Raw genomic sequence first — 16,313 nt, 5'->3', positions numbered from 1 at the left:
GCTACTGCTGCACAATATCGAAGAGTGTCTAGCTTTATCAATTCTGCTTGGATTATTACAGCGAGGTGTATGGTTAGCTATTTTCATCATATACAACGTGAAAAATAGTTCGAGTCCAGACGCCTATCTCTCTAGGGAGCTAGGCGTCTTGTAGACTCAGATACCACAAATAGTGATCAGTTTGTCGAGAACGGTATTAGGCTCAATTTCACTCATTTTACCCTCCGGTTGACCTTTAATAACGTGTTGGTTCTTACCATATCCGCCGATTAACGCTGGATCAGTCGGGCCATATAACGTGATATTTGGACGGTCCAATGCTGCGGTTAAATGACTCAGTCCGGTATCAACAGAAACTACCGCTCTGGCCCCCGCCAATTGCTTAGCAACTTCACTGAGTGTCAATTTCGGTAAAACCTCCACTTGCGGGCGTCCAGTTGCTAATCTAATGGCCCGTTGATGCTCGACCTCTGACCCCCAGGGTAATTTAATCTTTAGCCCACGAGCAGTGACTAAATCGATCAACGCTTCCCAAGCACTTTCCGGCCAGTGTTTATCATCACGCGTTGTGGCATGTAAAAATATTAAATAGTGGTTAGCATCTTCGGGAAGCGTGTTCAAAAAATGTTGGGCAATCGCGTAATCGCCTGGTGTTGTCGGTTTTTGATAGCCTAAACTGCGTGCAAACAGAGCACGAATTTTTTCTACCGCATGCTGCTGTTTGGCTAATCGGTAAGAACGGTCATACCACCAACTCGCCACTGGTTCACGCGCACTTTGCCAGTCGAGGCCGTGTTTGATCCCCCGACTTTTTCGAGTGATTAGCGCTGAGCTTTTAATCAGCCCCTGCGCATCAATAACTGCATCGTAATGTACGCAGGTTAGCTGTTGATAAAAATGCTTACGTTCAGCTCGAATATCTTCTCGAAACCAATTTTTACGCCAGCGACGAACAGCAACGGGAATAACACGGTCAACCGCTTGGTGCCAAGAAGGTATTTGACTAAATCCTTCCTCGACAACCCAGTCAAAACGAATAGTGGGAATGTTTTGCAAGGCATCCGTGAGGGCAGGAAGTGTATGAATAACATCGCCCATCGAGGATGTCTTGACGATTAAGACGCGCATTCGTGCTCCTGAACGTTAGCTAACAGATCGTTCAATTCACTAGCGACTTGCTGAGGGGTAATATTAATCAGGCTTTGGTGATAGCCTTGATCACTCTCCCCTTTACGAATTTTATGATAGCCAGTAATAAGGCGGATGATGCGTGCTTTATCGGTCAACGGCGGCGTAAAATCGGGACTACTCGGACCATAAAGTGCGACGAGAGGACGATTAAGCGCTGCAGCGACATGCATAAGCCCTGAATCATTGGTCACCACTGCATGGCAGTGTGCAAGCAAAACTACGGCCTGATCTAATTCGGTTTTACCCGCGAGATTAATACAGTGTGTGGCCTCATCATCTGAAAGTCGCGCAATAATTTCGGCACCCGCTTCGTTATCTTTGGCTGAGCCAAAAAGTGCCACTTGGTAGCCTTTTGCGATAAGAAGTTTGGCGAGTGCCGCATAATGATAATCAGGCCAACGCTTTGCGGGACCGAATTCAGCGCCTGGGCAAAAACCAATTAATGGCCGGTCAGCATGAAGACTGAAAAGTGCAGCGGTTTCTAATATTTCTCTTTGTGAGACGGTTAAGGCTGGACGGGCGAGTGGTTTGGGTAAATCAGTCGCCCGTGAAACATTGCTCTTTTCATAAGCAAGTGCGATATAACGTTCAACCATCAAGGGGAATGCGGCGTTATCTAAACGTCGATGATCATTTAATAGACCATAACGCATTTCACCCAACCAGCCGGTACGCAGCTTAATACCTGCAAACCAAGGGATTAGGGCAGACTTAAAGGAGTTGGGTAATACGTAAGCGCGGTCGTAATGATTATGTCGTAGCGCCTTACCGAGTTTATAACGATCGCCAAGCGCTAAACTTCCATGACCGATTGGCATTGCTATCGCCTGATTAACTTCCGGCATTCGAGCAAGCAGTGGCCGGCACCAAGCTGGCGCCATCACATCAATAGTAGCCTGTGGCCATTGTGCTTTCAGCGTTTGATAAAGGCTTTGTGACATCATCATGTCACCCACCCATGATGGAGCAATCACTAATATTTTCATCGATAAGGCGTCCACTCTCTTAAGGCTTGTTGAGCCAGCGCATATATTCACTGACGCCTTCAGCGACAGTTTTAAAAGGCTTGGTATAACCTGCGGCTCTAAGTCGAGTCAGATCAGCTTGTGTATAGGTTTGATAACGGCCCTTCAGTTTCTCTGGAAAAGGGATATATTCGATCTCACCTTGTTGATGATGAGCTAATACCGTATCAGCAACGACTTGGAAGGATTCTGCTTTACCGGTACCACAGTTGAAAATACCCGATACGCCATTTTCCCAACACCAAAGATTGACGTCAGCGACATCCTCAACATAGATGAAATCACGTTTAAACTGCTCACTTCCCGCGAAAAGTTTAGGGTTTTCACCTTGATTTATTTGATTATTTAGGTGAAAAGCAACGCTCGCCATACTTCCTTTATGGCCTTCTCGTGGCCCATAAACATTGAAATAACGGAACCCACAGACAGGTGACTCAGCTTCAGGCAGAATACTTCTCACATAATGATCGAAGAGCATTTTAGAATAGCCATAGACGTTCAATGGCGATTCGTATTGACGTTCTTCAATGAAATCGCTGTCTCTACCACCATAGGTTGAGGCTGAAGAAGCATATAAGAAAGGAATTTGACGCTCTAAACAGAAGTGAAGAAGTTCTTTTGAGTACTGGTAATTATTATCCATCATATATTTGCCATCCCACTCTGTGGTTGCAGAGCATGCACCCTCGTGGAAAATGGCTTCAATAGGGCCGAGATCATCGCCGGCGACGATACTCATTAAAAATTCTTCTTTATCCATGTAATCGCTGATATCCAGATCAGCGAGATTAATGAACTTAGTGCCATCTTTGAGGTTATCGACCACCAAAATATCGTTATAGCCACGATCGTTTAGTGCTTTAACGATATTACTGCCGATCATGCCGGCACCACCAGTTACAATAATCATAAATCACCTTTCGACTAAGAGGAGACTCGATTGATGCTCGAGTTAACTAAGGTAAATCATACCATCTACACATCAGGATGGTAGTGTGTCGCCGATAAGGCCACGCGAATTAGAATAAGGCTTTCACGTCTCGGACAAACTGACTGTCACGCAGCGCAGTGTAAATAATCATAATTCCCTCCGCAGGTTTCCCCTGACGTAAAGGATCAATACGTGGGCAGTTTGCACCTAATACCAACAATGACGGTCGCTGTTGTTGAACAGCGGTTGGAGAATGAGGGAGCAACTGGCTCAGTTTTACTAAATGGATATCCGGAGGTAAGGTCGTGAGCAATTGCTGTAAAACCTTCACTGTTGTCGGATGTGGGTGACCAATCGCGATCGCTGAACCATTACGCTGTGCGAGTTTGATAGCGCGTTGAAATTGATAACGGATATCGGCTTCATCCTGTGTATCATCTAAAAAAACATTTCTTTTCAATACCTCTACAGAGGTACCCCGTGCAGCATTGACAGCCTGGGTGTTACCGATAGTTACGCTATCTAAGAAATAGAGTTGATGGTGATTCAACACATTCATGACTTTTTGCATCGCCGGTAAGCTGGATGTCATCCGGCTTCCCATATGATTATTCAACCCGACAGCATACGGAACTTGGCGGATAGCATGTTCGATAATACTCTGAACTTGGGTCTGGCTCATTTCCGGCGTTAAGGTGTTAATCTCTAATGGCTGTTTACTCATTGGAGCCATCGGTAAATGAATCAAAACTTCATGGCCCGCTTGGTGGGCGAGAGTCGCCATCGTGCGTGAGTATGGCGCATCAGGTAATACCGCAATTGAGATAGTGTTGGGAAGTGCAATCACTTTATGCTCTTCGACCGGACGATAGCCAAAGTCATCAATAACCAATGCCAGTTGTCCTGCTTGCGTCGAGTGAACGAATATCAAGAAACCGACAGTGATAAGAGAGGTCACTAACTTTCGCACATTATTTTCCTAACCAGCTTAAAGGGTTGACCGCTTGTCCTTGCCGTCTGATTTCAAAGTAAAGCCCCGGTGTGCCTTGTCCACCGCTGCTGCCGACTAAAGCAATAGGTTGCCCGGCTCTTACTTGTTGGCCAACGTTGACGAGAGCGCTTTGATTATAGCCGTAAAGACTCATATCACCTTTTCCGTGCTCAATCACCACAACTAATCCGTATCCTTGTAACCAGTCGGCCATCAGGACTCGTCCATCGGCAATAGCACGTACATCGGTACCTTCTGGCGCACCGATAACTAATCCTTTCCAGCGTAACTCGCCTTGTAAGTTATCACCAAAACGATGGATCAGACGGCCATGAATTGGCCAAGGATATTGACCATTTGCACGCCCCAGCCCACCGGTTCGGGCGATGAGCTCTTTTTCACCTTCCGTTGGACGGTAAGTCGACCCTTTTGCTTGCGCTTGCGCTTGGCGTTGCTTAACTTGCTCTGCAGCCCTTGCTTCACTGGCTGCACGGGCTTTGGCTTCTTGAGCCGCCCTGGCTATCTGGTTTTGTAACCGATTCTCATTCTGGCGCATCTCTGCGAGATCTGCTTGATCTCTCTGTAAAGAAGCATTCAGTTGTTGTAGCGTTTTTTGACGGGCATTCTGGGCCGCCTGTAATTTATCTTGCTGGCCCTGTTGTTGTGTTAAGAGGGCTTGCTGCTGCTGCTGACGGATCACTAATTGTGACTTTTTATCAGCGAGATCAGCACGAGTTTGTTTTAAGGACTCAATATTCTCTTGGCGGGCGGTATTTAAATAGCGGAAGTAAGTTAGCATGCGATCACTTCGCTGCCCATCTTCACCACTTAATAGTAATTCTAATCCGCTATGTTGACCTTGCCGAAAGGCTGCATCAAGTTGTGCGGCGAGGACGTCTTCCTCGTGGGCTTGCGAGCGAATTAGTTCTTCAATAGAATCAGTAAGTTGTTGAATATCAGCATTGATACTATTTAACGTTAACTGCGTTTCACGTAATTGCCGACTAGCCTGAGCAATTAGTTTCTCTTGGCTCTGTAATTTACCCAATAAATCGTCACGTTGTTGTTTTTGTGCTTGAACACTACGCTCTTTCGCCGCAATATCTTGTTGAATTGAGCGCAGCGCCGATTGACTGTCGTCAGCGTGACTAAAAATAGGTAAAGTCAGTAAGCCCGCGCAAAGCAGCAGGCTAGGGGTCAGCGGTAGAAGGCGAGATTGTTTAGACAACATCGTGTTATGCCGAGCTGAAAGAGATAGAGTGAAACGCTTTTTTTCCGTCATAAGGCTGAGATTATTCCATGATGTTTCACGGGTTACCAGAGTAACGCTCGGGTTTTATAGTGTACAGCCTATAATAGTGGCATAATCAGATAATAGGTAAGAATTCAGTAGTGTGAAAGGGGCTCTCTATGGTTATCAGACTAGATAATTCCCATTTTGCAGCGCTGTTCCAACTACGCAGCTAATTTAGACGCTGCGCGGATTATTTTATAGTAGATCGTTCTCGGAGTTGTTTTTCTTATGCAAGAAATTATGGAATTTGTACATAACCACCTTATCTTAAGTTTGGCTTGGGTAGCATTACTCATACTTGTTATTGTCACTACCTTCAAAGGACTGTTTTCTAAAATAAAAATGATTGGGCGTGGTGAAGCTACTCACCTAATCAATAAAGAAAATGCAGTCGTTGTTGATGTTCGCGGCCGTGATGATTTTCGTCGTGGTCATATCTCTGGTGCCTTGCATGTTAGCAGTGAAGAGATCAAGAAAGGTAATTTCACAGAGTTAGAAAAATATAAATCTCAACCGCTTATTGTTGTTTGTGCAACAGGACAAAGTGCAAGTGATGCGGCATCGAAACTCAATACAGCAGGTTTTGAAAAAGTATCCGTATTAAAAGACGGTATTAGTGGGTGGAGCAGTGAAAACCTTCCATTAGTACGTGGTAAATAAATCCTAAAGAGGCGTTTATGGCATCCATCGATATCTATACCAAACAAACCTGTCCTTTTTGTCATCGTGCAAAAGCACTGTTAGATCAAAAAGGGGTGAAATATCACGAAATTGCTATTGATAATGACAGCGATAAACGAGCAGAAATGATAGATCGTAGTCAACGTACGACAGTACCCCAAATTTTTATTGGTCAACACCATGTTGGGGGATGCGATGATTTATTTGCATTGGAACAGCGTGCAGAATTAGACCCATTACTGAATGCCTAATAGTAGGCTCTATTTTGTTTTAAAGGATTGAGTATCATGTCAGAACAGAACCCGAATGAAATGACTTTTCAGATTCAACGTGTTTACACAAAAGATATCTCTTTTGAAGCTCCTAATGCTCCACAAATCTTTCAAAAAGAGTGGGAGCCTGATATCAAGTTAGATCTCGATACAGGTTCGACCCAGCTTTCAGAAGGTATTTATGAAGTGGTTCTCCGTGTTACCGTGACGGCAACCGTTGGCGACGATACGGCATTTTTATGTGAAGTTCAGCAAGCAGGTATCTTCACTATTTCGGGTATTGAGGGTTCACAAATGGCCCACTGTTTAGGCGCATACTGCCCGAACATTCTGTTCCCATATGCTCGTGAATGTATTTCAGCATTAGTTTCACGCGGTACCTTCCCTCAGTTGAACTTAGCCCCTGTTAACTTCGATGCACTTTTTATGAACTACCTTCAGCAGCAAGAAGGTGGTGAAGTCGCGCAGGACGCTTAATCACGATGCGTGAAGCTAGCGTGAGTGTGATCGGTGCCGGGTCTTACGGCACCGCTTTAGCTATAACCTTAGCCCGTAATGGTTATCCTGTGGTGTTATGGGGGCATAATCCACAACATATTGCGCGGTTAAGTGAGCAACGTTGTAATGCTGAATTTCTTTCTGATGTTCCTTTTCCTGAAAATCTTGCGTTAACCTCTCAACTCGATGTTGCCGTTTCACAAAGTCGTGATCTTCTGGTGGTTGTACCGAGTCATGTTTTTGGGCAAGTATTAAAACAATTAAAACCGCTATTACATTCAGATAGCCGTATTGTTTGGGCCACTAAAGGGCTTGAGGTTGAGACCGGTCGCTTACTTGAAGAGGTAGCAAGAGAAATTTTAGGCCCGGATATACCGCTGGCCGTCATTTCAGGGCCCACGTTTGCAAAAGAACTTGCTGCGGGCATGCCAACTGCGATTGCGTTGGCGTCCAAAAATCATCAGTTCGCTGCAGATCTACAGAAAAAACTACATTGTGGTAAAAGTTTTCGTGTCTACAGTAATAACGACATGATTGGTGTACAGCTTGGGGGTGCAGTCAAAAATGTCATTGCTATTGGTGCAGGAATGTCTGATGGCATGGGGTTTGGGGCAAATGCGCGTACTGCACTAATCACGCGTGGTTTAGCGGAGATGTCTCGCCTAGGCTTGGCATTAGGTGCGCAAGCGGGTACCTTTACTGGTATGGCAGGGTTAGGCGATCTAGTATTGACGTGTACAGATAATCAATCACGTAACCGTCGATTTGGTATGCTTCTTGGCCAAGGTGCGACGGTCGAGAAAGCGCAAGAAGAGATAAGCCAAGTTGTCGAAGGCTATCGAAATACCAAAGAGGTCTATCTGTTGGCGACCAGCGTGGGTGTGGAAATGCCGATTGTGGAACAAATTTATCTGGTACTCTATTGTGGGATGCCGACCAGTGATGCGGCAGTCGCTCTATTAGGGCGAGAAAGGAAAGACGAAACAAGTCAGTAAGTTACTTTAAGTCATTGTCTCATTATTGCGCCCATTTTGGGCGTTTTTTTATTAGGAGTGTGTCATGTCTGCGGAAGAGCTTGAGCAAATCTGGAAAGCTATTTTAGCTGAAGCGCGAGAATTGGCATCCGGTGAACCCATGCTTGCCAGCTTTTTCCATGCCACGTTGTTAAAGCATGATAACCTTGGTAGTGCTTTGAGCTATATGTTGGCGAATAAGCTCGCCAATGCCAATATGCCGGCTATCGCTATTCGCGATATTGTCGAGGACGCGTATCGTCAAGAACCTGCCATGATAATGTCTGCGGTACGCGATATCATGGCGGTGACTCAGAGAGACCCTGCTGTCGACAAATACTCGACACCGCTACTGTATTTAAAGGGTTTTCATGCGCTACAAGCCTACCGTATAGGTCATTGGCTTTGGCGCCAAGGTAGGCGTTCGTTAGCGGTATATCTACAAAATGAGATTTCTGTCTCTTTTGGGGTGGATATCCATCCCGCCGCCAGCATCGGTTGCGGTATCTTGTTAGACCATGCAACTGGTATCGTTATCGGCGAAACGGCTGTGGTAGGTAATGATGTTTCCATTCTACAATCGGTCACGTTGGGGGGCACAGGTAAAACATCTGGTGATCGTCACCCTAAAATTCGTGAAGGCGTATTGATTGGTGCGGGAGCAAAAGTTCTCGGTAATATTGAGATTGGTGAAGGTGCCAAAATTGGCGCAGGCTCTGTTGTCTTAATGGCGGTACCTCCCCATACGACAGTGGCCGGAATTCCTGCGAGAATCGTTGGGCGTCCGACCAGCCAAAAGCCCTCAATGGAAATGGATCAGCATTTCACCGGAGCGATGGGATTTGAATATGGTGATGGCATATAGCGGATGCTTATTCCCTGAGTAATGCACCTTGATAGCCTAACTGACGCCATGCTTCAAACACCACCACGGCAACAGAATTTGAAAGGTTCATACTGCGGCTATTTTCTACCATAGGTATACGAATCTTTTGTTCCGCTGGTAAGCTATCAAGGATTGCGGCCGGTAAGCCCCGGCTTTCTGGCCCAAACATAAGATAATCCCCTGATTGCCAGTCAACGGCACTATGCGCTGGAGTACCTTTTGTTGTCAGTGCAAAAAGTCTCTTTGGTTGTTCGCTAACGAGGAAGTCTTCGTAGTTGGCATGTTTCTTTACGGCGGTGAATTCGTGATAATCCAGTCCTGCACGCCTTAACCGTTTATCATCCCATGCGAAGCCTAAGGGCTCAATGATATGCAGGGAAAATCCTGTATTAGCACAAAGGCGAATAATGTTACCGGTATTGGGTGGGATTTCTGGTTCAAATAAAACAATATTGATCATAGCGACTCCCTTTTCGAGAGCCGCAGCATACCAAATTATTGTTTGGCTGAGTATAACGGAAGCCAGATTGTTAGTCGTAACCCACCTAGTGGACTATCCTCGGCTTTAACGTGTCCGTGGTGTTGCTGTATCACGGTATCGACTATCGCAAGTCCTAGCCCGGTTCCGCCTGAAGCTCGGTCACGCGCTTCATCAGTACGATAGAAAGGCCTAAAAATTTGTTCGCGATCTTGTGGGTCAACCCCTGGCCCATCATCGTCAACATGTAACGTCATTCCACTTCGATCGACTGAAAAACTGATACTTATCGCAGAGTGCGAATAGCGCAGAGCATTGCGAATGATATTTTCTACAGCACTTTCTAATGCGTGTGGATTACCATAAAGAGGCCAAGCACCAGGTGGGTAGGGAATATCCATCTTTTTCCCCATTTGTTCTGCCTCAAAACGCGCATCTTCAATCACATCGGTCCATAATTGATTTGCCCGTAAGGCTTCACTGACTAACGCATTTTTATGTTGAGTACGAGAGAGATCGAGTAAGTCATTGATCATGATATCTAAGCGTTGTGCTTCAGTTTCAATACGTTCTAACTCTTTACTTTCTCCTGCGCGCCGGCGTAGTAATGCTGTTGATAATTGTAGACGTGTAAGGGGGGTGCGCAGCTCGTGACTAATATCAGACAATAAACGGTGTTGTCCTTTGATTAAACGTTCAAGTGCGCTAACCATTTGGTTGAAGCTCGCCCCTGCCGCTAAAAATTCCTGAGGGCCTGATTCAAGTTCAGGATGTTGGCGAAGATTCCCGCTGGCAACTTCATCGGCTGCATATTTTAACTTTCGGGCAGGCTTAGCCAGACTCCATGCAAGCCAAAGCAGTAAAGGTGTACTGATTAACATGGTAACGAGTAAAAGTAGCCAAGGCCTATCAAATAAGAGATTAACAAAATCTAATTGAGAGCTACTGGCAGGACGGATCATATAAAGTTGATAGTTATCCTCTCCATCCTGAATAGAGAAAGGTCCGGCCATTTCTTGACGGCCGTATTTCTTCTTCTGAGGATGATCGGCGTTGTCTGACTGCCCGATAAAATTCCGGATAATTTGCATTTCATTGTGGCGTGCACCGATCACTCGACCTTCAGAGGTGACCAAAAGTAAGTGCTGCCCGGGTGGAGCCCATTTATCGATGGCACGATATAGTCTGCGCCACCACATTAAGTCATTAGGAGGGTCTTGACGTAATTCAGCTTCGATATGTTGCTCGACCATGGCCCCTTGTCGATATTCGCTCGGCAATAGAGATGTCATTTGTCGAGAGTCGAGCTTAGGGACCATAAGCACTAACATTAGCACGAGCGCTAATGTTAACCAGAAAATCGCAAAGATGCGGGTAGTCAGACTGGCAATCATGTTGCGGAAACCATCAAGTAACCACGACCTCGTAATGTTTTAAACCAAGGATGCCCATCACGACGCTCAGGTAATTTTCTACGCAGATTTGAAATATGCATATCAATGGCACGATCAAAAGGCGTTAATCGTTTACCGAGCACTTCTTGACTGAGATGTTCACGAGAGACAACTTGACCTAAGTGTTGGGCTAGCAAATAAAGAAGTGTGAACTCAGTACCTGTTAACTCAAGGAGTTCGTCGTCGAAGCTCGCCTCTTGGCGACCAGGATTCAAACGTAATTCATCGACTTTTAGAGTAGGGGAGTTGGTTTCTTGAACTTGTTGCTGCTCACTCCAATTTGACCGACGGAGTATTGCACGGATCCGGGCCACTAACTCGCGGTCATTGAACGGTTTAGGGAGGTAGTCATCGGCACCGAGTTCTAACCCCAGAACCCGATCAAGTTCACTGCCTCTAGCGGTAAGCATGATAACCGGTGTTTGATGTTGTTGACGTAGCTCTTTCAATGTATCGAGCCCATTCTTTTTAGGCATCATGACATCTAACAACAATAGGTCAATGCTGCTATCCATTAAAGATAATGCTTGCTCCCCATCACCCGCGACGGTTACATCAAAGCCTTCCATTTCAAGTAATTCTTTTAACAGTGAAGTTAGTTCACGGTCGTCATCAACGAGTAAAATTTTATTCATGTTATCTCCTCTTCGGCAGCAAAATACCCTTTTCCATGGTGACGTGTTTATCACTTTACTTAGTTTTACACCCCCTGACGGATGTTTGCAGCAACTCGCTTAGACTACCCGCCATTGCCTTAAACAACAACAGCTATGAGGCTCGGTAAAATGCGTCGTTATTGTGCTCTTGCTTTCTCCTCTTTATTTATAGTTTCTGCCGGATATGCTCAAGTGCAAGAAACTTCAATTAAAGATGAGATTAACCAACCTTGCACAATAAATGATAGCCTTACTCAGCGAATTCAGTCTCATATGTTTGATGGAATAGAGCTGACAGAATCTCAACGCCAAAGAATGCGCGATTTAACGGATCAGTTTCGTTTTCGTCATTCGACCACCGATATTGGTGACGTAAAGCTAATGCAACAGCTAACTTTATCGCCTGACTTTGATGAGATAGCCGTGCGCCGTCAAGCTCAGAAAATGGCTGACCAGCAAGTCAATTCCCAAGTGGAATTAGCGCATATACGCAATCAAATTTATGGACTTCTGACGGTTAGTCAGAAAAAGCAAGTTCAGCAAAATTATGAAAACCGCATAGATAATGTATGTGGTAGTAATGAATTACAGTAGTAACACTGTGATATACGCATCATAGTAGTATGCCATACCCTTTCCTTGCCATAGACATTATTCCTGTCTTTCCCCTCAGTGATGAGGGGTTTTTTTTATCAGGTAATTAGAAAAATTCCTTATAATTCAAACCAATTTATAACAACCCTAAGAAGTTTATAGCATCACGTGTGTAGACAATAGGTCACACTGCTATCCCGCCTTTGAGTATCCAACCTTCATCTTCATACGGGCTGGCTGTAAAGTTAAAGCCTATAAAATCAGTACCTTTCACTCGTTATCAAAAACCTGACAGCGTACTACTGGCAGAATTATAGGCAGTGGTTACTTTATCTTTCAATCCTGAAAGCAGGTCGCCCACAGACGACGCTTGTAGAGGCTACTGGGCTCTTACCCTATTGTATGAAGGAGAGGTCTTGAGAATATAGGGATCACTACTTCTGTTAAAACCCGCACTGACGATCATATTTACCCCAAAATGAATGTCATATTTCTGTCATAAAAGTGACATCTTGATGTCATTGAAGTGTCCTAATTTAGCGGCAACACATTATAGATAATAATTGAAGAGTCTTTTTGGAGAGAGTATGAAACTGAAGCGTAAGATGGCCACTCACCTGACAGCAGTCACCTTAGCATTGACTACCGTTTCCGCTTTTGCCGCAACCGATTTGACGGGTGCTGGGGGAACGTTCCCTGCTCCTGTCTATTCTCGTTGGGCTGCAGATTATTACAAAGAAAATGGAAGTAAAGTTAACTATCAAGGTATTGGTTCATCAGGTGGTGTTAAACAAATCATCGCTAAAACCGTCGACTTTGGTGCATCCGATGCGCCGATGAGTGATGCAGACCTTGAGAAAAATGGTTTGTTTCAGTTTCCAACCGTTATTGGAGGTGTTGTTTTAGCCGTCAACCTACCGGGTATTAAATCTGGGCAGCTGATTTTAGATGGTAAAACTACGGGTGATATTTATTTAGGAAAAATTACTACTTGGAACGACCCACAAATTGTGGCCTTGAACCCAGGTCTAAAACTTCCTGCCACGAATATCAATGTCGTGCGTCGCGCTGATGGTTCAGGGACATCATTTGTTTTTACCAGTTACTTAGACAAAGTTAACCCTGAGTGGAACAGTAAAATTGGTAAAGGTAACACCGTTAATTGGCCTGTAGGTCTTGGCGGGAAAGGTAATGATGGTGTGGCAGCGTTTGTACAACGCCTGCCTGGTTCAATTGGTTACGTTGAATATGCCTATGCAAAACAAAATAATCTGACTTATACCAAATTAGTCGATGCGGCCGGTAAAGCGATTGCACCAAACGAGCAATCTTTCAGCGATGCGGCAAAAGGAGCCAATTGGCAGCAGAGTTTTGCTCAAGACCTGACCTATCAAGCAGGCAATAATGCATGGCCAATTTCTTCAACCACTTATGTGTTAGTCTATAAAAAGCCGATGGATACAGATAAAGCCAAAGCAGTATTAGCGTTTTTTGATTACGGCTATCAAAAAGGGTCAAAAACCGCTAATAGCCTTGATTATGCCGCTTTACCTGAATCGGTCGTAACATTAGTGCGTGATGCATGGAAGAAAAACATTACCACTGATGCAGGAAAGGCGATTTATCCTTAGTTCTCGCCACGATACATTTATTAATCTTCAGGGCAGCGTGCTGCCCTGTCATCTATTTATTCGAGAATGTTATGGTACAACAGCGGTCTTCCTTTAAGGCTCCCAGTAAATACGGCGATGTTCTATTCGGCCTCCTTGTCAAAACGGCTGCGTTAATTGTCCTCCTCATGTTAGGTGGGATAATTGTTTCATTGATTATTTCTTCATGGCCAAGCATCCACCAGTTTGGATTTTCATTTTTATGGAATAAAACGTGGGATGCGCCTAATGAACAATTTGGTGCACTGGTACCTATCTACGGGACCTTAGTGACTTCAGCGATCGCACTGATTATTGCAGTGCCTGTTAGTTTTGGGATTGCACTATTTCTTACTGAGCTTTCCCCTGCTTGGTTAAGAAGACCACTGGGAACGGCTATTGAATTACTCGCTGCGATACCCAGCATTGTTTATGGTATGTGGGGGCTTTTTGTTTTTGCGCCACTCTTTGCACAATATTTTCAAACGCCAGTCGGTCATTTGCTCTCAAGCGTCCCGATTGTTGGAAGTCTTTTTTCAGGGCCTGCATTTGGTATTGGTATATTAGCTGCCGGTATTATTTTGGCTATTATGATTATTCCTTACATTGCTTCAGTCATGCGTGATGTTTTTGAACAGACACCAGTAATGATGAAGGAATCGGCCTATGGGATTGGATGCACTACGTGGGAAGTCATCTGGCGTATTGTTCTGCCTTTCACTAAAAATGGTGTTATAGGTGGTGTCATGTTAGGCCTAGGTCGAGCATTAGGCGAAACGATGGCAGTAACTTTCATTATTGGGAACACTTACCAGCTAGATAGTGCATCATTATATATGCCGGGAAATAGCATCACATCCGCGCTTGCTAATGAATTTGCTGAGGCAGGATCTGGATTACATATTTCAGCATTGATGGAACTGGGATTAATTCTCTTCGTCATTACATTTATTGTGCTAGCAATTTCACGTTTGATGGTAAGGCGTCTTGCTAAAAAAGAAGGGGCACGCGGATGAGTGATTATTTACCAAGTTATACCGCTCAAGAAATTGTAGAACGTAAAAAACGTCAAGCCCGACGCCAATTCAAAAATTATATTGCTCTAACCCTATCTCTATTAACAATGGCATTTGGTCTATTTTGGCTGCTATGGATTTTGTGGACAACCGTTAGTAAAGGTATTGGTGGTTTCTCATGGGATCTTTTTACCCAAGATACTCCTGCACCGAATACCGATGGTGGGGGCCTGGCTAATGCATTGATGGGAAGTGGCCTATTGATTATTTGGTCTACGGTATTGGGCACACCCCTCGGTATTTTAGCGGGGATTTATTTAGCAGAGTATGGGCGTAAAACCTGGCTTGCTGAAGTTATCCGTTTTATTAACGACATTTTGCTCTCAGCACCATCGATAGTGATCGGGTTATTTGTTTATACCTTAGTCGTGAGTCGTATGCATCATTTCTCCGGTTGGGCCGGTATGTTAGCGCTTGCGTTATTACAAATTCCTATTGTTATCCGTACGACTGAGAACATGATAAAGCTTGTCCCCGATAGCTTACGTGAAGCAGCCTACGCCTTGGGCACACCGAAGTGGCGGATAATCTTATCAATTACGTTGAAGGCTTCGATGTCGGGTATCCTGACCGGCGTGTTGCTGGCGATTGCTCGTATCGCAGGAGAAACGGCACCGCTACTATTTACCGCATTATCTAACCAGTTTTGGAGTACCGATATGAGTCAGCCTTTGGCTAACCTACCGGTTACTATTTTTAAATTTGCCATGAGTCCTTTCTCACAATGGCAAAGTCTTGCTTGGGCGGGTGTGCTGGTCATTACGTTATGTGTACTTGCCCTCAATATTTTAGCGCGCATGATTTTCGTCAAGCGTAAGTAATAAGAAAAAAGAGAGACCATTATGACTATGGCGAAATTGAATCCAGCTCCAAGTAAATTAGAAGTCCGAGATTTAAATTTTTACTATGGAAAATTCCATGCACTAAAAAATATTAATTTAGAGATTGCACGTAATCAGGTCACCGCATTTATCGGGCCTTCAGGATGTGGAAAATCGACGCTGTTGAGAACATTCAATAAAATGTTTCAACTCTATCCTGAGCAGCGCGCGGAAGGTGAGATCCTACTTGATGGGGAAAATATCCTACACTCTTCGCAAGATATCGCCTTATTACGGGCTAAAGTTGGGATGGTTTTTCAGAAGCCAACCCCATTCCCTATGTCTATTTACGATAATATTGCTTTCGGTGTGCGTTTGTTTGAAAAGCTCTCTCGTACTGATATGGATGAAAGAGTCCAATGGGCATTAACGAAAGCAGCTTTATGGACAGAAACTAAAGATAAACTTCATCAAAGTGGGTATAGCCTTTCGGGTGGTCAACAACAACGTCTCTGTATCGCAAGAGGGATTGCCATTAGACCAGAAATTCTTCTACTAGATGAGCCTTGTTCTGCACTCGATCCTATCTCTACAGGAAGAATTGAAGAGCTAATTACTGAGTTAAAACAAGATTATACACTTGTGATTGTCACACATAATATGCAACAAGCCGCGCGCTGCTCGGATCATACTGCCTTTATGTATTTGGGAGAGCTGGTTGAGTTTAGTGATACTGATACGCTCTTTACAACACCGGCCAAAAAACAAACTGAAGACTACATTACTGGGCGTTATGGCTAAGA

At 44.6% G+C, this 16,313-nt stretch carries 18 protein-coding genes; 10 read left to right on the top strand and 8 right to left on the bottom strand.

The window, feature by feature from the left end; all coding sequences use genetic code 11:
- Window positions 1–156: 156 nt before the first annotated feature.
- From rfaC to envC, 5 genes are all read right to left on the bottom strand, one after another.
- Entirely contained in the window at window positions 157–1,128 is a 972-nt protein-coding gene (rfaC, locus tag HGT73_RS08420; RefSeq protein ID WP_214213606.1) for a lipopolysaccharide heptosyltransferase RfaC, read from the bottom strand.
- Window positions 1,116–2,177: an ADP-heptose--LPS heptosyltransferase RfaF gene (gene rfaF, locus HGT73_RS08415; RefSeq protein ID WP_214213604.1), complete on the bottom strand. Its 1,062-nt coding sequence runs from the start codon at window positions 2,175–2,177 to the stop codon at window positions 1,116–1,118. The genes rfaC and rfaF overlap by 13 nt, the downstream gene beginning before the upstream one ends.
- A gap of 19 nt (window positions 2,178–2,196) precedes the next feature.
- Window positions 2,197–3,126 (bottom strand): ADP-glyceromanno-heptose 6-epimerase, encoded by a 930-nt coding sequence (gene rfaD / locus HGT73_RS08410; protein WP_214213602.1) that lies wholly within the window; start codon window positions 3,124–3,126, stop codon window positions 2,197–2,199.
- A gap of 109 nt (window positions 3,127–3,235) precedes the next feature.
- Window positions 3,236–4,117, bottom strand: coding sequence for a divergent polysaccharide deacetylase family protein (locus tag HGT73_RS08405; RefSeq protein WP_214213600.1), 882 nt, complete (start codon window positions 4,115–4,117; stop codon window positions 3,236–3,238).
- 1 nt (window position 4,118) lies between these two features.
- The gene (gene envC, locus HGT73_RS08400) at window positions 4,119–5,420 is read right to left on the bottom strand and encodes a murein hydrolase activator EnvC (RefSeq protein ID WP_214213598.1); all 1,302 of its coding nucleotides are present in this window, start codon (window positions 5,418–5,420) and stop codon (window positions 4,119–4,121) included.
- Window positions 5,421–5,660: 240 nt separating this feature from the next.
- Between envC and HGT73_RS08395 the strand changes: the two genes are divergently transcribed.
- From HGT73_RS08395 to cysE, 5 genes are all read left to right on the top strand, one after another.
- Window positions 5,661–6,092 (top strand): rhodanese-like domain-containing protein, encoded by a 432-nt coding sequence (locus HGT73_RS08395; RefSeq protein WP_214213596.1) that lies wholly within the window; start codon window positions 5,661–5,663, stop codon window positions 6,090–6,092.
- Between the two features lie 17 nt (window positions 6,093–6,109).
- A complete protein-coding gene (gene grxC / locus HGT73_RS08390; protein WP_214213593.1) occupies window positions 6,110–6,364 on the top strand; it encodes a glutaredoxin 3 in 255 nt (84 codons plus the stop codon).
- Between the two features lie 36 nt (window positions 6,365–6,400).
- On the top strand, window positions 6,401–6,862 hold the full coding sequence (gene secB / locus HGT73_RS08385) for a protein-export chaperone SecB (RefSeq protein ID WP_214213590.1): 462 nt from the start codon (window positions 6,401–6,403) through the stop codon (window positions 6,860–6,862).
- 5 nt (window positions 6,863–6,867) lie between these two features.
- Window positions 6,868–7,878, top strand: coding sequence for an NAD(P)H-dependent glycerol-3-phosphate dehydrogenase (gene gpsA, locus HGT73_RS08380; RefSeq protein WP_214213588.1), 1,011 nt, complete (start codon window positions 6,868–6,870; stop codon window positions 7,876–7,878).
- A gap of 64 nt (window positions 7,879–7,942) precedes the next feature.
- Window positions 7,943–8,761, top strand: a complete 819-nt coding sequence (cysE, locus tag HGT73_RS08375; RefSeq protein ID WP_214213586.1) for a serine O-acetyltransferase — start codon at window positions 7,943–7,945, stop codon at window positions 8,759–8,761.
- Between the two features lie 7 nt (window positions 8,762–8,768).
- Here the strand turns inward: cysE and trmL are convergent, their stop codons facing one another.
- From trmL to cpxR, 3 genes are read right to left on the bottom strand one after another with little or no spacing between them, the layout of a single operon-like run.
- A complete protein-coding gene (gene trmL, locus HGT73_RS08370; protein ID WP_214213584.1) occupies window positions 8,769–9,242 on the bottom strand; it encodes a tRNA (uridine(34)/cytosine(34)/5-carboxymethylaminomethyluridine(34)-2'-O)-methyltransferase TrmL in 474 nt (157 codons plus the stop codon).
- Between the two features lie 35 nt (window positions 9,243–9,277).
- Window positions 9,278–10,654: an envelope stress sensor histidine kinase CpxA gene (gene cpxA, locus HGT73_RS08365; protein WP_214213581.1), complete on the bottom strand. Its 1,377-nt coding sequence runs from the start codon at window positions 10,652–10,654 to the stop codon at window positions 9,278–9,280.
- The gene (gene cpxR / locus HGT73_RS08360; protein WP_214213579.1) at window positions 10,651–11,349 is read right to left on the bottom strand and encodes an envelope stress response regulator transcription factor CpxR; all 699 of its coding nucleotides are present in this window, start codon (window positions 11,347–11,349) and stop codon (window positions 10,651–10,653) included. The genes cpxA and cpxR overlap by 4 nt, the downstream gene beginning before the upstream one ends.
- A gap of 150 nt (window positions 11,350–11,499) precedes the next feature.
- Between cpxR and HGT73_RS08355 the strand changes: the two genes are divergently transcribed.
- The 5 genes from HGT73_RS08355 to pstB all read left to right on the top strand — a co-directional run bounded on the left by HGT73_RS08355 (window position 11,500) and on the right by pstB (window position 16,311).
- Window positions 11,500–11,964, top strand: coding sequence for a Spy/CpxP family protein refolding chaperone (locus HGT73_RS08355; RefSeq protein ID WP_214213577.1), 465 nt, complete (start codon window positions 11,500–11,502; stop codon window positions 11,962–11,964).
- A 587-nt stretch (window positions 11,965–12,551) separates the two neighbouring features.
- Window positions 12,552–13,595, top strand: coding sequence for a phosphate ABC transporter substrate-binding protein PstS (pstS, locus tag HGT73_RS08350; RefSeq protein WP_214213574.1), 1,044 nt, complete (start codon window positions 12,552–12,554; stop codon window positions 13,593–13,595).
- Window positions 13,596–13,666: 71 nt separating this feature from the next.
- Window positions 13,667–14,629 carry a phosphate ABC transporter permease PstC gene (gene pstC, locus HGT73_RS08345; protein WP_214213572.1) on the top strand — a complete coding sequence of 321 codons (963 nt, stop codon included), beginning with the start codon at window positions 13,667–13,669 and terminating at the stop codon, window positions 14,627–14,629.
- Window positions 14,626–15,510, top strand: a complete 885-nt coding sequence (pstA, locus tag HGT73_RS08340; protein ID WP_214213570.1) for a phosphate ABC transporter permease PstA — start codon at window positions 14,626–14,628, stop codon at window positions 15,508–15,510. The genes pstC and pstA overlap by 4 nt, the downstream gene beginning before the upstream one ends.
- Window positions 15,511–15,537: 27 nt before the next feature.
- Complete coding sequence (pstB, locus tag HGT73_RS08335) at window positions 15,538–16,311, top strand: phosphate ABC transporter ATP-binding protein PstB (protein ID WP_214213702.1); 774 nt, start codon at window positions 15,538–15,540, stop codon at window positions 16,309–16,311.
- Window positions 16,312–16,313: the final 2 nt, after the last annotated feature.

Origin of the sequence: Rosenbergiella australiborealis (assembly GCF_018494035.1) — a bacterium.
Classification (GTDB): Bacteria; Pseudomonadota; Gammaproteobacteria; order Enterobacterales; family Enterobacteriaceae; genus Rosenbergiella; species Rosenbergiella australiborealis.
The sequence above is the reverse complement of the archived record's forward strand: the minus strand, read 5'-3'. Positions and strand labels throughout refer to the sequence as shown.

What these genes read in the sequence shown, in the direction of transcription:
- grxC (WP_214213593.1), top strand. Translation starts at nt 6,110, where the DNA reads ATGGCATCCATCGATATCTATACCAAACAAACCTGTCCTTTTTGTCAT.
- cpxR (WP_214213579.1), bottom strand. Translation starts at nt 11,349, where the DNA reads ATGAATAAAATTTTACTCGTTGATGACGACCGTGAACTAACTTCACTG.
- cpxA (WP_214213581.1), bottom strand. Translation starts at nt 10,654, where the DNA reads ATGATTGCCAGTCTGACTACCCGCATCTTTGCGATTTTCTGGTTAACA.
- pstC (WP_214213572.1), top strand. Translation starts at nt 13,667, where the DNA reads ATGGTACAACAGCGGTCTTCCTTTAAGGCTCCCAGTAAATACGGCGAT.
- trmL (WP_214213584.1), bottom strand. Translation starts at nt 9,242, where the DNA reads ATGATCAATATTGTTTTATTTGAACCAGAAATCCCACCCAATACCGGT.
- pstA (WP_214213570.1), top strand. Translation starts at nt 14,626, where the DNA reads ATGAGTGATTATTTACCAAGTTATACCGCTCAAGAAATTGTAGAACGT.
- envC (WP_214213598.1), bottom strand. Translation starts at nt 5,420, where the DNA reads ATGACGGAAAAAAAGCGTTTCACTCTATCTCTTTCAGCTCGGCATAAC.
- HGT73_RS08355 (WP_214213577.1), top strand. Translation starts at nt 11,500, where the DNA reads ATGCGTCGTTATTGTGCTCTTGCTTTCTCCTCTTTATTTATAGTTTCT.
- gpsA (WP_214213588.1), top strand. Translation starts at nt 6,868, where the DNA reads ATGCGTGAAGCTAGCGTGAGTGTGATCGGTGCCGGGTCTTACGGCACC.
- rfaF (WP_214213604.1), bottom strand. Translation starts at nt 2,177, where the DNA reads ATGAAAATATTAGTGATTGCTCCATCATGGGTGGGTGACATGATGATG.
- cysE (WP_214213586.1), top strand. Translation starts at nt 7,943, where the DNA reads ATGTCTGCGGAAGAGCTTGAGCAAATCTGGAAAGCTATTTTAGCTGAA.
- rfaD (WP_214213602.1), bottom strand. Translation starts at nt 3,126, where the DNA reads ATGATTATTGTAACTGGTGGTGCCGGCATGATCGGCAGTAATATCGTT.
- rfaC (WP_214213606.1), bottom strand. Translation starts at nt 1,128, where the DNA reads ATGCGCGTCTTAATCGTCAAGACATCCTCGATGGGCGATGTTATTCAT.
- pstS (WP_214213574.1), top strand. Translation starts at nt 12,552, where the DNA reads ATGAAACTGAAGCGTAAGATGGCCACTCACCTGACAGCAGTCACCTTA.
- HGT73_RS08395 (WP_214213596.1), top strand. Translation starts at nt 5,661, where the DNA reads ATGCAAGAAATTATGGAATTTGTACATAACCACCTTATCTTAAGTTTG.
- pstB (WP_214213702.1), top strand. Translation starts at nt 15,538, where the DNA reads ATGGCGAAATTGAATCCAGCTCCAAGTAAATTAGAAGTCCGAGATTTA.
- secB (WP_214213590.1), top strand. Translation starts at nt 6,401, where the DNA reads ATGTCAGAACAGAACCCGAATGAAATGACTTTTCAGATTCAACGTGTT.